General features: G+C 45.9%; 9 protein-coding genes. 8 read left to right on the top strand and 1 reads right to left on the bottom strand.

Translation table 11 applies throughout. The annotated features are described in order from the left end of the window. Positions 1-1637, top strand: a 1637-nt coding sequence (locus tag JHD69_RS12665) for a glycoside hydrolase family 3 protein (RefSeq protein WP_199140709.1), incomplete at its 5' end; no start/stop codon positions are given. A 36-nt stretch (positions 1638-1673) separates the two neighbouring features. Beyond that, positions 1674-3737, top strand: coding sequence for a glycoside hydrolase domain-containing protein (locus JHD69_RS12660; RefSeq protein ID WP_199140708.1), 2064 nt, complete (start codon positions 1674-1676; stop codon positions 3735-3737). Between the two features lie 241 nt (positions 3738-3978). Here the strand turns inward: JHD69_RS12660 and JHD69_RS12655 are convergent, their stop codons facing one another. Then, complete coding sequence (locus JHD69_RS12655; protein ID WP_199140707.1) at positions 3979-4494, bottom strand: thioredoxin family protein; 516 nt, start codon at positions 4492-4494, stop codon at positions 3979-3981. 117 nt (positions 4495-4611) lie between these two features. On the opposite strand from JHD69_RS12655, the gene JHD69_RS12650 reads away from it, so the two are divergent. The 6 genes from JHD69_RS12650 to JHD69_RS12625 all read left to right on the top strand — a co-directional run bounded on the left by JHD69_RS12650 (position 4612) and on the right by JHD69_RS12625 (position 15449). Continuing rightward, positions 4612-5265, top strand: a complete 654-nt coding sequence (locus JHD69_RS12650) for a TatD family hydrolase (protein WP_199140710.1) — start codon at positions 4612-4614, stop codon at positions 5263-5265. Between the two features lie 44 nt (positions 5266-5309). Then, the gene (locus JHD69_RS12645) at positions 5310-6101 is read left to right on the top strand and encodes a tRNA threonylcarbamoyladenosine dehydratase (RefSeq protein WP_199140706.1); all 792 of its coding nucleotides are present in this window, start codon (positions 5310-5312) and stop codon (positions 6099-6101) included. A 114-nt stretch (positions 6102-6215) separates the two neighbouring features. Next, positions 6216-9431: a UvrD-helicase domain-containing protein gene (locus tag JHD69_RS12640; RefSeq protein ID WP_199140705.1), complete on the top strand. Its 3216-nt coding sequence runs from the start codon at positions 6216-6218 to the stop codon at positions 9429-9431. A gap of 88 nt (positions 9432-9519) precedes the next feature. Beyond that, positions 9520-12372: a PD-(D/E)XK nuclease family protein gene (locus tag JHD69_RS12635; RefSeq protein WP_199140704.1), complete on the top strand. Its 2853-nt coding sequence runs from the start codon at positions 9520-9522 to the stop codon at positions 12370-12372. 76 nt (positions 12373-12448) lie between these two features. Next, a complete protein-coding gene (locus JHD69_RS21630) occupies positions 12449-14845 on the top strand; it encodes a glycoside hydrolase family 95 protein (protein WP_199140703.1) in 2397 nt (798 codons plus the stop codon). Between the two features lie 43 nt (positions 14846-14888). Continuing rightward, positions 14889-15449, top strand: a complete 561-nt coding sequence (locus tag JHD69_RS12625) for a GNAT family N-acetyltransferase (RefSeq protein WP_199140702.1) — start codon at positions 14889-14891, stop codon at positions 15447-15449. The last annotated feature ends 123 nt before the right edge of the window (positions 15450-15572 follow it).

Here is a 15572-nt window from a genome sequence, read left to right as displayed (position 1 = left end):
AGATGTGTATAAGAGACAGGTTGAAACAACAGCCTAAATGGGTCGATTCGGTATTCAACAGGATGAGCAAAAGGCAGAAAATTGCCCAGTTGTTCTTTGTACGGGCACATACCAACAGGGGACAGGCCTTCGAAGATTCGGTAGGCAAGGTAATCAAAAGAGAAAAAATTGGTGGCTTAGTGTTTTTTCAGGGCGGGCCTGGCCGACAAGCTATCTTGACCAACAAATATCAAAAACTGGCCAAAGTGCCTTTGCTGATTACTTCTGATGGCGAATGGGGTTTGGGCATGCGTTTAGACAGCACCATTTCCTATCCTTACCAAATGGCCTTGGGCGCTGTTCAAAACAAAGAACTGATCTATAAAATGGGCCTAGAGGTAGCCAAAGATTACAAACGTTTGGGTATGCACATGAATTTGGCTCCTGATGTGGATGTAAACAACAATGCCAAAAATCCGGTCATCAACTACCGTTCGTTTGGCGAGAATAAATATAACGTAGCCGAAAAAGGTGCCGCTTATATGAAAGGCATGCAAGACGGTGGTTTGATGGTCAGCCTGAAGCACTTTCCTGGCCACGGCGATACTGATGTAGATTCGCACTACGATTTGCCCCAGCTCAATTTCACCAAAGAGCGTTTGGATAGTTTGGAAATTTATCCTTTCAGGGAGCTGATTAAGCAAGGCGCTGCGGGCGTAATGATTGCACACATGAACATTCCGGCGCTCGATGCAACGCCAAACATGCCTTCCACCTTGTCTAAACCCATCGTAACCGGTGTATTGAAAGAGCAATTGGGCTTTAAGGGCATTGTTATTTCTGATGCCATGGAAATGAAAGGCGTGGTCAAATATTACAAAGATAGCGAGGCTGATGTAATGGGAATTATTGCCGGCAACGACATTTTGGAGTTGACCGAAGATACCAAACGAGCCGTGAAGAAAATCCGCCAGGCCATTAGAGACCAACGCTTAACCATGGAACGGATCGAGGAAAGCGTAAAAAAGATTTTGGTGGCCAAGTATTGGGCAGGCCTCAATGTTAAAAAGCACGTTAACGAAGACAACGTTGTGGCCGAGGTAAACAGGCCTGAAAGCATGGCTTTGTTGCAGCAATTGGCTGATGCCAGCATGACCTTACTCAAAGGGCGCGATGCGTTACAGCAGCTTACGCCTGATAAACGCACCGTAATTTTGAACGTAGGTACGCCTGACGTAACGGTTTTTCAGCAGGAATTGGTCACCACCTATAAGAATTCCATCGTTTATAACCTCGACAAAAATGCCAACGCCAACGCCATTGCCAAAGTTTTGGCCGAAATCAAGCCAGAAGATCAGGTAATTATCGGCATCATCGATAGCCGTTTGCGTCCAAGCAACAATTTGCCTTTAAGTGCCGACCTGAGAATGTTCCTGGCCGACATGGCTAAAAAAGATGCCGTATTTGCATTTTTTGCCAATCCTTATAATTTGGCTGGTCTCCCGGGATTGGAAAATGCAAAATCCCTATTGGTAGCCTATCAAAAAGAAGATTATATGCAAAAAGCTGCGGCTTCGGTGTTTAAAAAACAATTGGTGCCAACGGGTAAGCTGCCGGTTTCGGTCAATGCCTTCTTCAAATATGGAGATGGGCTATAGCTTTTTTTGCCAGATTTTGAATTAATCCCTATCAAAATGAAAGAACTGAAGCTTGTTGCTTTATTTTTAATCGTCTTCTCCTTTGGTTTAAATGCGCAGCAGCAGGTATTCGAACCCGCTAAACTGGTCAATGTTTTTTTAGGCTCTTCTGGTGATCACGGACAGCTAAGTCCGGCGGCATCTTCGCCTTTTGGCATGATGAGCATTGGTCCGCAAACCTACCCCAACCTGCATGCGGGCTATGAGTATGAGGCCAAGAAGTTTTTGGGCTTTACGCACAACCGTTTTGAGGGTGTAGGCTGTACCGGCAGCGGCGGATTATTGCTGATCAAGCCTTTTTTGAGCGATGAAAAAGAAGAGCTGCTCAAGGTTAAGGAAGATGCCAGCCCAGGTTATTATCACGTCGCTTTCGGCAATAAAATCGATGTGAGGTTAACTGCTCGGGATAAATCGGGTATGCACCAGTACACCTTTCCCAAGGGCAGAAAAAAAGGGTTTTTTATCGATTTTGGCCATGCTTTGTCTAACGGTTTTGTAGCCGAAGCACACGAAATCAACAGTTTGGGCATTAGCGGCTGGATAGAAGCCAAAACCACTTGCGGTGCCGGAAAATATAAGGTTTACTATCAGTTGCTCATTAACAAGGGCTTCGAGGTCAGAGAACTTAATGCGCATCAGCTCAATCTTTTTTTGCAAGGCGACGAAACCGCCGTTGAACTGAGGGTCGGTTTTTCTGCTGTAGATGAAGAACATGCGAAAAACAATTCCTTCAGGCTTTCTTTTGAAGCTTTGAAAAACCAGTCGCAAAAAGAGTGGAACGAAAAATTGGGCAGCATCAGGGCAGAAGGCGATTTGGCGAGTCAAAAGCTGTTTTATTCGCTACTATATCGAACTCTGCAATCGCCTTACCTCATTTCGGAGCAAGACGGTAAATACAAGCTGAGCAATGGTGTTTCGCAGAGCAAAAATTTGCATTACAATGGCTGGGCCATATGGGACAACTACCGTACGCAGCTGCCGTTGCTGTCTATCATCCAGCCCAAGGTTTATCAGGATATTGCCACTTCCATAGCCAGCATGTACAGCAGTGGCAAAAAAGACTATGCTACCCAAAGCGAGGCCTCCAACACGGTGAGAACCGAGCATGCCATTGTAGTGTTGTTAGATGCCTATAAAAAAGGCTACCACGTAGATTTTGCCAAGATTGCTGATTCGCTGGTGGCCGAAGTCAACAGGCTCGATTTTAGCAAGCCAGATAAAGCTTTGGAGTCTAGTTATGACGTTTGGGCGCTGGCGCAGATTTTTGAGGTGCTCAAACAGCCGTCGCGTTACCAGCAGTACCTGGAAAAAGCGCGAGCCTATCAAACCTATTGGAACAAGGATTTTAAAGATATCGACAAGAACGATGTAGACCGGATGCAGGCACGTGGCTTATACCAGGGCACCATTTGGCAGTATCGCTGGTTTGTGCCCTTTGATGTAAAAGGCTTAAAAGAGTTGTGTGGAGGCGAAGAGGCTTATTTGGCACAGCTGAAGCGCTTTTACGAAAACGATTATTATAACCATGCCAATGAGCCCGATCTGCAGGTGCCATTGATGTTCAATGCCAGTACATCGCCATGGCTTTCGCAACAATGGATGCACCAGTTGGCCGCCGATACCGTGGTGCAATATTATTTCAACGACAACAGCAGGGGAATTGATCCTTTTATTGACCGGATCTATAAAAACGAGCCCAAGGCCTATATCCGCACCATGGATGATGATGCCGGGGCCATGTCGGCCTGGTATGTATTTACGGCCAGTGGTTTTTCACCCGCTTGTGTTGGCCATCCGGTGTATTACCTCAACGTACCTTTGTTTCCAACTTTAACCTATCAGCTTGCCGAGGGCCGGCAGTTTAAAATCAGGACGGAGAATTTTGCGAAAGGTAACAAGTACATCAGTAGCGTTAAACTAAACGGTAAGGCCTTAAACCGGAACTGGATTACCCAAGACGAAATCAATAAAGGAGGTGAGCTGGTCATCACCGCTTCGAAAACACCGAACTGGCAGTTTGGATTGAAAAACCAATTTATAACGAGCATTGAAGACAAGTAGCTTTTCAACGGCAATAGGTTTTAGCCATTTAAGCGTGTCAAGGTGAAGAACTAAGATTTAATAAGTCGCCTTAGTTGCTGAATAAGCCATTATGCTCGAGGGCTTGAACCATTAAGGCATTAAGGATATTGAGGCGAAGAGCTAAGGCTTGCTAAGGCACCTTAGATGGTAAAAAGCAAGCATTAATAAAAAAATCCTGAGCCTACCTAAAGACCCAGGATTTCAAATTATAAATTCAATACTAGTACTTGTTGTTTTCAGGTTTTAAAGCGGCCACGTTCCAGTTTTTCAAAAATTCCATGATTTTCTTTACGCTATGTCCATTTCCTTCTTCCAGATAAGCCGAGTTTTGGGTGTGGATCAGTTTGCCATCGCCATCCAAAATCAAAAATACCGGAAAGCCGAAACGGCCAGGGTACTGCAGTTTTTTAAACACCGCCTCGTTTTTGTTTTCTGGGCTCCAGTTCAATAGTACCGTTACATAGTTTTTGTCCAGGTAATCTTTCAGCTCTGGCGTTGCATTGACCAAATCGTGAAAACGGATGCACCAAATGCACCAGTTGCCACCCGCTTGTATAAAAACGTGCTTGCCTTCTTTTTTGGCCTTGGCCACAGCGGCATCAATATCAGCTTGGGCATTAGCCTTAGGGTCGTAAATATGAACGGCTTCTTTTTTGGCCGGAGCTTGTGCCGGAGCCTGGGCAAAACTGGCTGTCGCGATAAACACCGAAGCCACTAGAATGATGATTTTCTTCATGATTTTGAAATATTTGAGCAAAAATAAAAAAGACTACTAAAATTATAGATTATTCACGATTTCTTTACAGAACAAGTACATTTACTTATTCTTTGTTTTCTAAAGTTAAGTGGTTTGATGCAATTATTAGATATCCATACCCATAAAGCAGCAACAAATTTAGAGGTCGTTAGCATCCAGAGCTTCTCGCTTACAGCACCATTGCCCGTAATATCAGCTCATCAGCCCATTTCGGTAGGGTTGCATCCTTGGTACGCTACCTTGCAAAATTTAGAAGAACAACTAGCCGTATTGACGCAAATCGCACAGCGGCCCCAAGTAAAAATGATAGGCGAGTGTGGCCTCGACCGATTAAAAGGCGAACCCCTGGCCAATCAGCTGGTGATTTTGGAAAAGCAACTTGCATTGGCCGAAAAACTGAACAAACCACTTATTTTACATTGCGTACGTTGCTTTGATGAGCTCATGGCCATTAAAAAAAGACTAAACGTACAAGTGCCAATGGTGATTCATGGTTTTAACAAAAATGCCGAATTGGGCCAGCAATTATTGGATAAAGGATTCTGGCTGTCTTTTGGAGCCGCGATCCTCAAACCAGCGGCTAGTGCAAGCCAGCTGCTAAGTGTTACCGATCGTTTCTTCCTCGAAACCGATGAAGGGGGGGCAGACATTGCAACCCTTTATGAGGCTGCGTCTAATTTAAAAAAATCTTCGCTCGATGAGCTCAAAGCACTTATTTTTGCCAACTGGAAAAAAATAGGTTTAATATAGCGCTGCCATCGCTTGATGCACAGTGTTTTAATGCACGAAATTTTATGTCGGATGTGAGTTGGTTGTCGCGCTCAGCCCTATTGGTAGGCAACGAAGGAATTGAAAAATTACAGGGCAAACACGTTTTGGTTGTGGGCCTTGGAGGCGTGGGCTCTTTTGCGGCCGAATTTATTTGCAGGTCGGGCGTAGGCGAAATGACCGTTGTAGATGGCGATGTGGTAGATCCGAGCAATCGCAACCGACAATTGCCGGCATTGGCCACCAATCATGGCGTTAGCAAAGCCGATATCATGCAGGAACGCTTACTGGCCATTAACCCATCGCTGAAACTGCACGTGGTTAAAGAATTTTTAACGCCACAAAAATGCCGTGAACTGATGGAAGGCAAATTCGACTATGTAATGGACTGCATTGATAGCATTACGCCAAAGGTGACCCTGCTCTCTAAAGCCCTAGAAAAAGATATGCCCATTGTGAGTTCGATGGGAGCGGGTGGCAAGCTTGATCCTACCAAGTTGCGCGTAACCTTGCTGCCTGATACCTACCAGTGCGTATTTGCCCAATATGTGCGTAAACGTTTGAAAAAGCTCGCCAATTACGAAAAAGTGAAGGCGGTATTTTCTACCGAAGAGGTGATGAAGGAATCGTTGATCATGACCGATGGCAGTAATTTTAAACGCTCGGCCTATGGTACTATTTCCTATCTTCCGGCAGCTTTTGGCGGCGTGTGCGCATCGGTGGTTATCCGCGATTTGTTGGGCTATCCAATAGAGATGGCCAAGCGTCCGGAACGCATCAGCCTCAAGGCAATTGCCAAGAAAAAGAAGCAGCAATAGCGCTATCGCATCGCATTTATCGGTGAAAAACGCCGACACCAAACTTATAACTTATACAGTTGAATTTTTCAAGATGGCATGCGTATAAATTCAAAATTGCGTAAGTTTAACCCTATGCCTAAACCCCTAAAAATACTTCAAGCTGCTGCCGGTTCGGGCAAAACATTCAGCCTCACGGCGCATTACCTTACCCTACTTTTTAGTGGCGATAACAAATACCGCGAAATTCTGGCCGTAACCTTTACCAATAAGGCTACCGAAGAAATGAAAACACGGATCTTAGAGGTGCTGCATGGCTTTGCAGTAGGCAGTGCCGATGTAGAAGGCTATCGGCAGCTTATTTTAAAGGCGCATCCAGGCCTCAATGCCGAAACCTTGAAGCAAAAGGCCGATCAGGTGTACCGCAAAATCCTGCACGATTACAGCCGCTTTTCGGTAAGTACCATCGATGGCTTTGTGCAGAAGGTAATCCGTGGCTTTGCCTTCGAGCTGGGCCTCAATGCCGATTACAACCTGGAAATGAACTATGATAAGGTGAAAGACGATTTGGTAGCCAAATTAGACGAAGCCTTAGACCATAACAAACAATTGTTGCAATGGATCATCGACCTGGCCATTGAACGCATCAACGACAACAAAAGCTGGAATTACAAGGCCGAGCTTTACAACCTGATCGGCGAAATTTTTAAAGAAAGTTTCCAGGTGTTTGAACAGGCCGTAGAAACCCTCGGTCTCGAAAATATCGACGAACTTTTTAAACAGTACATCCAGGTTACCCGTGCCGAAATCAAAAACTTCGAAGAACAGCTCATGGCTTTGGCCACTCAGATTTATCAGGTATTTGAACAGCACCAGGTGAGCAACGAGCAGCTGAAAGGTAAATCAAGAAACGGATTGGCCAAAGCCATTTTGGTAGCCAGGGGAGATTTCTCTAAAATCGATGCCTTGTTCAAGTACATCGACAATCCCGACGAGTGGTTCCAGAAAAACGCCGAAATGCCCGAGGTATACACCTTGGTGAACCCGCTCTTGCAGCAATTGCAAACACAGTATTTAACCCACCTACCCAATTATAGCCTGGCTATCGCCTTTAACAAAAACCTCTATTACCTGAGGCTGATGCAGGAAATAGCCGGACTTTTAAAGACCTATCGCAACGAAAACGATAACCTGCTGATTAGCGATGCGCAAAAACTGATCAGCGGCATTACTGATGATGCAGGCGACAACCCTTCGTTTATTTGGGAAAAAGTGGGTACGCGCTACCGCAATTTCCTGTTCGACGAGTTTCAGGATACTTCAACCAGCCAATGGAACAGCTTTAAATCGCTCCTCACCAATGCCATGGCCACCCCAAGCCAAGAGCTGATAGACCATTTGATTGTTGGCGATACCAAACAGTCTATTTACCGCTGGCGCAACGGTGATTGGAATATCCTACACAAGCAGGCCAAAATAGACGTGGGTGTAGCGAACGTACTGGAAGAAAGTTTGGAAGAAAATTACCGAAGCGCGGCCAATATCATCACGTTTAACAACTTTCTCTACAAATCCATTCCGCTTACGCTGCAAAACCTGCTCAACGAGAATGTAGCTGCCAAGCCCGAACCGATCAGCCAGTGGTGGCAAGCAAATCAGTACCACGAAATTATTACGGGAATTTATGCTGGCGCTACCCAAAACTTTGCCTCAAAAACCCTGGCTGGCGGAACCATTAAGATCCGAAGATTTGGAAAGGACGACTCTTCGCCTGAGCAGCGTTTTTCTGAAACCGTATTTAGGGATGTGGCTTTAGACGATGTGATCGAGGAAATCCTGACTCTTAAAAACGAGAAACATTACGCCTCAAAAGACATCGCCATTTTGGTGCGCTCCAACAGCGAAGCCCTCTTGGTAGTGCGTAAATTAATGGCTCGGCAACTGGCCGTAATTTCGGGCGACGCCTTGTTGATTTCGAACAACTCCTGCGTGCAGCTCATCGTTAATACCCTAAAAGTGCTGACCGGTATCGATGCCCAAACTGCTTTGTACAAAGCCAATTGCATAGCCTTGTACCATAGCCTGCATCAAAAACCGGTTGATGCCAATGCCTACCTCAACCTCACCGGTACTTCGTTGAGTGCCTTGGGGCATATTTTGCCGGCATCGCTTTGCGAAAATTGGTCTAATTGGCTACAGTTGCCTTTAGCAGAGCTGATCGAGAATCTGATCGATGGCTACGAACTCAAAAACCTGTCAGACCACATTCCCTATCTGTTGGCCTTTAGGGATTTGGCGGGTAATGCCACCAAGCTTGGCGAAAAGGGAGCCGTTGCTTTTCTTACCTGGTGGGATGAAGAAGGTGTGGCCAAATCATTGCCATCGCCCGAAGGCGTGGATGCCATTCAGGTCATTACCATCCACAAATCGAAAGGCCTGGCTTTTAGGGCGGTCTTTATCCCTTTTTGCAATTGGGACATCAAGGCGCAGGCCAATTCCATTTTTTGGGTTTCGGCCGAAGAAACCCTGTATAAGGAACTGAAGGGCATCCCGCTTAAATTTAACGACACCCTGGCCGATTCGGCCATAGCCAAAGCCTATTATGAAGAGCTGTTGTTTAGTCAGATGGATGCGCTCAATATGCTTTACGTAGCTACAACCCGTACCAAAGACTATCTCTATATCGCTACGATGGCCAAAAAAGACAGTTCAAAAATTTCGACTATGGGCGATGTGCTGAATTATACCTTCGAACAGGAATTTGACGACAACAACCGCTACGAAATTATAGAGGATGTAGCTGTTAAAGAACCTGTCGAGCAAACGGATTTCGTTAGCTTAGACACTTATCCTACCACCAACCGGTTGTCTGAATTGTATGTGTTGCCACAAGAAAAGCACCTTAAGCACTTGCTCAATATACACGAATCGGGAAAAAGAGGTTCTTTGATGCACGATGTGCTGGCCAATGCCGGAACGGCCGCCACCGTAGAACGCTATTTAAGCAAACTGTTGCTGGAGGGCGAAATACAGGAAAGCGAATTGCCAGGCTTGCAGGCCGAAGTCATGGAAGTGCTCAACCATCCAGAATTGCAACAGATTTTGAGTACGGCCACCGAAAGCATTACCGAGCAGAATATTATCGATGCGAATGGCAAAATGCACCGGCCCGACCGGATTTTGTTCAGGCCAAATGAAGTCATTATCCTCGATTACAAATTTACGCTCGAAGAAAGCGACAGGCATATCGAGCAAGTCGCGAATTATAAAAGCCTGCTGATGGCCATGGGTTATGAACAAGTTAAAACCTATTTGTTTTATGCCGTAAGCAAAAAATTGAAATTAGTTTAAGGGAATATGGAAGACAGGCTTAATCAGCTTGGCATGACGTGATTCATGTACCTCTCATATTTCGATACGCCTAAATATCTAATAAAGAATGAAGCCATTTTTGCAGGAAGTTGCCGAAGACATCGTAGAGAAATTTGGTACGCAGTTGCAGCACTGTGCCATTGTTTTCAACAACAAAAGGCCGGCGGCCTATTTGCAGAAATATTTGGCCGATATTATTAAAAAACCGTTTTTTAGTCCTGCAATCTTCACCATCCAAGAGTTTTTCTCGGAGGCGGTACAAGAAAAAACAGCCGATTTTTACCTGCAGTTCTATACCCTGTTACAGGTGTATAACGAGCTTTTGCGCGAAGAAGGCCTGGAACCCCTAAGCAGCCACAGGTTTTTCCCCTTGGCCAAAATCATCCTGAGCGACTTTAGCCAAATCGACAACGATTTGGTTGATGCCGACAAGCTTTACCGCGACTTGGAAGATATTGCCGTCATTAATCAGGAATTCGATTACCTCAGCCCCGAACAGCATGAGTTTCTGTCGCAGTTTTGGACTTCCTATTCGGAAGGCAAGCATAAAAAACAGCAGGAGCTTTTTATTCAGATGTGGCGGCGCATGCCCAAGCTGTACCATCAGTTTCATGCCCGCTTAAAGGCGCAAAACTTTATCACCAATGGGTATGCCTACAGAACTTTGGCCAATAGCGATATCGTGGCAGTGCCTTTCTTGCAGCATTTTGATCAGGGCAAGCTTATTTTTGTGGGCTTCAATGCGCTAACCAGCGCCGAAGCGCGCTTGTTTGCCAAACTTCAAGAAGCTGGTAGGGCATTGTTCTATTTCGATATAGACAGCTACTACTTCAATGATTCTTTGCAGGAGGCAGGTTTGTTTCTGCGTAAAAACATCAGCCAGTTGCAGCTCCAAAATGCTTTTGCCGATAGGCCGAGTTTGATGCAAAATACGCCCCATCATGTAGACTCCTATCAGATACAAGGCAAGACAGCTCAAGCCAAGCTGTTGAACCATATTTTAGCCGATGATTATGCACAAACCGACCCGATAGGAACAACGGCGGTAATTTTGGCCGACGAAAGCTTGCTGATCCCTGCTTTGCAAACCATACCTCAACAGGTAGGGGAACATACCGTGAACCTCAATGTAACCATGGGTTTTCCGCTGGGTACTTCAAGTGTATACGGCCTGGCCGATCTTTGGCTCAGCTCGCAATTGGAAATCCAGCAGGAACAGCAAATCAGCTACCAGCAGCTGGCCGCCTTTTTAACTCATCCTTTAACTGGTCTCAGCCAAAAAATGAAGGATAAAGTGCAGACTACCCTCTTGGATGAGAAAATTGCGCACATCGATTACGAAAGGCTGTTGAAGCAAAAAGGGCTTTTCGAAATCTTCTATCAAAAAGTAAAAGGTCCAGAACAAGTAATTAGCCAGCTGCTAACCGTTATGGATTTTCTGCTCAATAGGCTTTCTACCCAAAAATTGCTCAAAAAAATAGATGCCGAACTATTCATCAAAACCATTCAGGAGCTTAACCGCCTGCACGATACCATTGGCAGGCACATTGGCCAAGAAGAAATTGCCTTTGTTTGCGCCTTGGTAAAAAAAGCCTTGCAGGGTATTGCTGTACCTTTGTCGGGCGATCCGCTGAGTGGCATCCAGCTGATGGGCCTACTTGAAACCCGTAACCTGAACTTCGATAAAATCGTTTTCCTGGGCTTTAATGAAGGTATTATTCCCAAATCAACCATCGGAAACAGCTTTATTCCCGATAGCATTCGCCGTGTTTATGGCTTGCCGGTGCTCGAAAATCAGGATGCCATTTCGTCGTACATGGTGTATCGTCTATTACAAAGGGCAAAGCATATCAGTTTTGTCTATAATAGCCTGACCGACGAATCGAATTCAGGCGAGGTAAGCCGGATTTTGAAGCAATTGCAGTACGAAAGCAATTTTACCTTCAGCCATTATGCCCTTAGCCTTAATGTAAAAACAGAACTCGCCAAAGAAATACAGATTGACAAAAGCAACCCGGCCATTCAGGCGGTGCTTCAAAAATACCTCAATAAGGAGCGCGTCCTTTCGCCTTCGGCATTAACCCAGTATATTTCCAATCCGATAGATTTTTTCTTCAACTACATTGCAGGCATTAAAGAGCCCAATGAAGTAAGTGCCGTAGTAGAAGCCAATGAAGTAGGTTCTGTTTTGCACAAGGTGATGGAGTATTTCTATCAAGACCTTAAAAAGGAAATCATCACCAAGGAGCTGATCCAGGTTAAGCGCAAAAAGGTGCCTGCTCTGGTACAACAGGCTTTCGCGGCGGTAATGTTCGACAATCCCAATAAGGTTTTGGAGTATTCCGGCATGCAAAAAGTAATCCTGGCCATCGTTGAAGCCTATGTTGAGATTATTTTAGATCAGGATGAGCGCCAGGCACCTTTCCAGATCCTTACCCTAGAGCAAAAGGTAGAAGCTACGGTTTCTTTTCCGTTGAAGGGCCAGGAAGCCAGCGTCAAAATATTTGGCTATATAGACCGTGTTGATGAGAAAGATGGCGTGGTTAAAATTATCGACTATAAAACCGGAAGCGACAAGCTTACGTTCAAAGATGTTCCCGAGCTGTTCAATTCTGATGGCAAGTACATCAATAAGGCGTTGGTGCAAACCTTGCTCTATACCTATGTGTATGAGCAATATGCAGGCAAAACTGCCGTAGAGCCCAACCTGTATGTGGTTAAAACCATGAGCCAGGATGGCACCTGGTTTAAATCGGGCAAACAGAGCCTCGCCGGCGATTACCTGGAAGAGCTCAAACCCCAGTTTTTGGAGGAATTGCGCAAAAAGCTGACCGAACTTTTCGAAGCGCCATATTTTAAGGCCAGTGCGGTTGAAGACAACTACAAATACTCGATCTACAAAACCTTGTTTGGAAAATAGTCAAGGCCTAGGCTTTGGTAGGTTGTTTTTTACGGGGTTAAACGCTTATATTTAGGCTACCTATATCCAACTACTGATGAAAAAAACTCTTCTCCTTGTGGCCTTGAGCTTGCTATGGGCCAATGCCTTACTCGCCCAAGGCCCAAATGCCCTAAAATTATGGTATACCAAACCGGCCGGTCAGTTTGAGGAAGCCTTGCCTCTGGGCAATGGCCGTTTGGGGGCCATGGACTATGGCGGTGTTAGCAGTGCGCGATTTTCGCTTAATGAAACCACTTTGTGGGCCGGAGGCCCGGTAAACCCCGACATGAACCCCCATGCCAAGAACTACCTGCAGCCGGTAAGGGACGCCTTGTTTAGCGAAAACTACAAAAAAGCCGATTCCTTGGTGCGCTTTATGCAAGGCAGCTTTTCCGAATCGTATGCGCCTTTAGGCAATCTGTATATTGATTTTGGCCATCAGGGCGAACCTGTCGACTATAAACGGGAGCTGGATATCCAGAATGCCGTTTCAAAAGTAAGCTATACCCTCAACGGCACCGTTTATACCCGCGAAACCTTTATCTCGCATCCCGATCAGGTGATGGTAATCAGGTTAACGGCAAAAGGTGGCGACAAGCTGAACTTTACCTGCCGTTTCAATAGCCTGTTGCAAGCCAAAACAGCTGTTGAAGCGGGTAGCCTGCATTTTAAAGGCCATGCACCATTCCATGCGGAACCCAATTACCGTAGCCATTTGCCGAGTACGATTGTCAACGACCCGGTAAATGCCATGCGTTTTTCGGCGATGCTCAGGGTGCTGAAAACCGATGGGCAGCAAAATTTGCAAGACAGTACGCTAAAAGTTACGAATGCTACCGAGGCCGTGCTCCTGGTATCGATGGCAACCAGCTTTAACGGAGCCAATAAAAATCCAGGTACGCAAGGCAAAGACGAAGTAGCCTCGGCGGCCGCTTATTTGCAGGCCGCAACGGACAAGACCTATGCCGAGCTGCTCAAAAAACATACAGCTGATTTCAGGAAATATTTTGATCGCGTACAGCTGGATTTGGGAGATAGGGAAGCAGAAAATTTAACGACAATCGACCGCTTAAACCGTTTCGCATCTGGCAAGAGCGATAACAGTCTCGTAGCTTTGTATTATCAATATGGCCGTTATTTGTTGATCAGTTCATCGAGAGTAGGCGGCTTGCCTCCAAACCTGCAGGGCTTGTGGAACGAATTGGTGCGTCCGCCTTGGAGCAGCAACTACACCACCAATATCAACGCCGAAATGAATTATTGGGGCGTAGAAACGGGCAACCTTTCAGAGCTGCACCAGCCTTTGCTCGATTTTATTGGCCAGTTGGCCAAAACCGGAGCGGTAACAGCTAAAAATTATTACAATGCAGGAGGTTGGGTTTGCCACCACAATACCGATTTATGGGCCATGACCAATCCTGTAGGCGCCTTTGGCGAAGGGAGTCCGCAATGGGCAAACTGGCCAATGGGAGGCGTATGGCTATCGACACATTTGTGGGAGCATTATGCCTTTACCAAAGACGATGCCTACCTGGCCAAACAGGCCTATCCTTTAATGAAGGGAGCAGTACAGTTTTGCCTCGATTTTTTAACTGCTGATCCGAAAGGAAACCTGGTTACGGCACCGTCAACTTCGCCTGAAAATATATACATTACCTCAACAGGTTATAAAGGAAGCACCCTATATGGCAGCACCGCAGATTTGGCCATGATCAGGGAGTTGTTTGCCGATTACCTCAAGGCCACCGAAATATTGGGTGTCGATGCCGATATGCAGCAGTCTGTCAAAACAGCTTTGGCCAAGTTGTACCCTTATCAAATTGGCAAAAAAGGCAATTTGCAGGAGTGGTACCACGATTGGGAAGACCAAGACCCGCGCCACAGGCATCTTTCGCATTTGTTTGCCGCTTATCCGGGCTACAGCATTACCAGTTCGCAAACCCCAGAACTGGCCCAGGCGGTAAAGAAATCGCTCGAAATAAGAACCAACGAAGGAACGGGCTGGGCCATAACCTGGCGTATTAACCTTTGGGCCAGGTTGCAAAATGGCGAAAGAGCTTATGATGCCGTAAAAAAAATGCTGCGCTATGTGGGCAAAGATGCCCAGATCAAAATGGGTGGGGGCGGCGTATATGGTAATCTTTTTGGTGCGCACCCGCCGTTTCAAATCGACGGTAATTTTGGCGGAGGCGCAGGCATTGCAGAGATGCTGTTGCAGAGCCATCAGGGCTTTGTTGAGCTTTTGCCAGCCTTGCCTGCCGAATGGGCTGAGGGAGAGGTAAAAGGTTTGGTGGCCCGAGGCGGTTTTGTAGTAGACATGAAATGGAAAAACGGCAAGCTTGTAAGCAGCAAAATTACCTCGGTTGCTGGCGGAACCTGCAAAGTGAAGTATGGCAACAAGCTCAAAGCGCTGCAAACCGTGGCCGGAAAAAGTTATGCTTTAGAAATTTGATGGATTTTGCTATCATTGGCTTTTCACCCTTAACCCATCAACGATGCTGGTATTAGATTTTCCCGAATTTCCTGTATTAGAAACAGAAAGATTATTGTTGCGCGAACATCGGTCAAGCGATGCCGATATCCTTTTCGATATGCGGACCAATGAAGAGGTTATGCGCTACATCAATCGCCCACGACCTAAAGGCTTGCAAGACGTACAAGACCTGATTGCCTTGATCCAGGAGAATACCTTGGCCGGCAAAAGCCTGCCCTGGGTAATGGCGCTAAAAGATCGGCCTGAACAGATGATCGGCAGCATTGGTTATTGGCGTATTGATTCGGATAACCATAGGGGAGAGTTTGGCTATATGCTGCATCCTGATTACTGGAGGCAGGGCTTTACTTCGGAAGCCGCAAGCAAAACGCTTGCCTTTGGCTTCGAAACCATCGGTTTGCACAGCATGCAGGCCATCATCAGTCCCGATAACGACGCCTCCAGGCAGCTCCTGCTCAAACATGGTTTTGTAAAGGAAGCCTATTTTAAACAGGATTATTACTTTAATGGCCAATTTCTGGATAGCGAAATCTATTCGCTGTTAACGCCTTTAAAAGACTAATATTCTAAGGCGGTTTTTAATGCTGGCCAAATAACAGTTTACGCTTGGCGCCTGCGGCTTAGGGTTTCCTCATGGCTAAAGCATCGTGTAATCAAAACACTACTTTAAAATTACGATTCATTA

The sequence above is a fragment of the Pedobacter sp. ASV12 genome (assembly GCF_016429155.1).
Taxonomy (GTDB): domain Bacteria; phylum Bacteroidota; class Bacteroidia; order Sphingobacteriales; family Sphingobacteriaceae; genus Pedobacter.
This window is presented reverse-complemented; position numbering and strand designations above follow the sequence as displayed.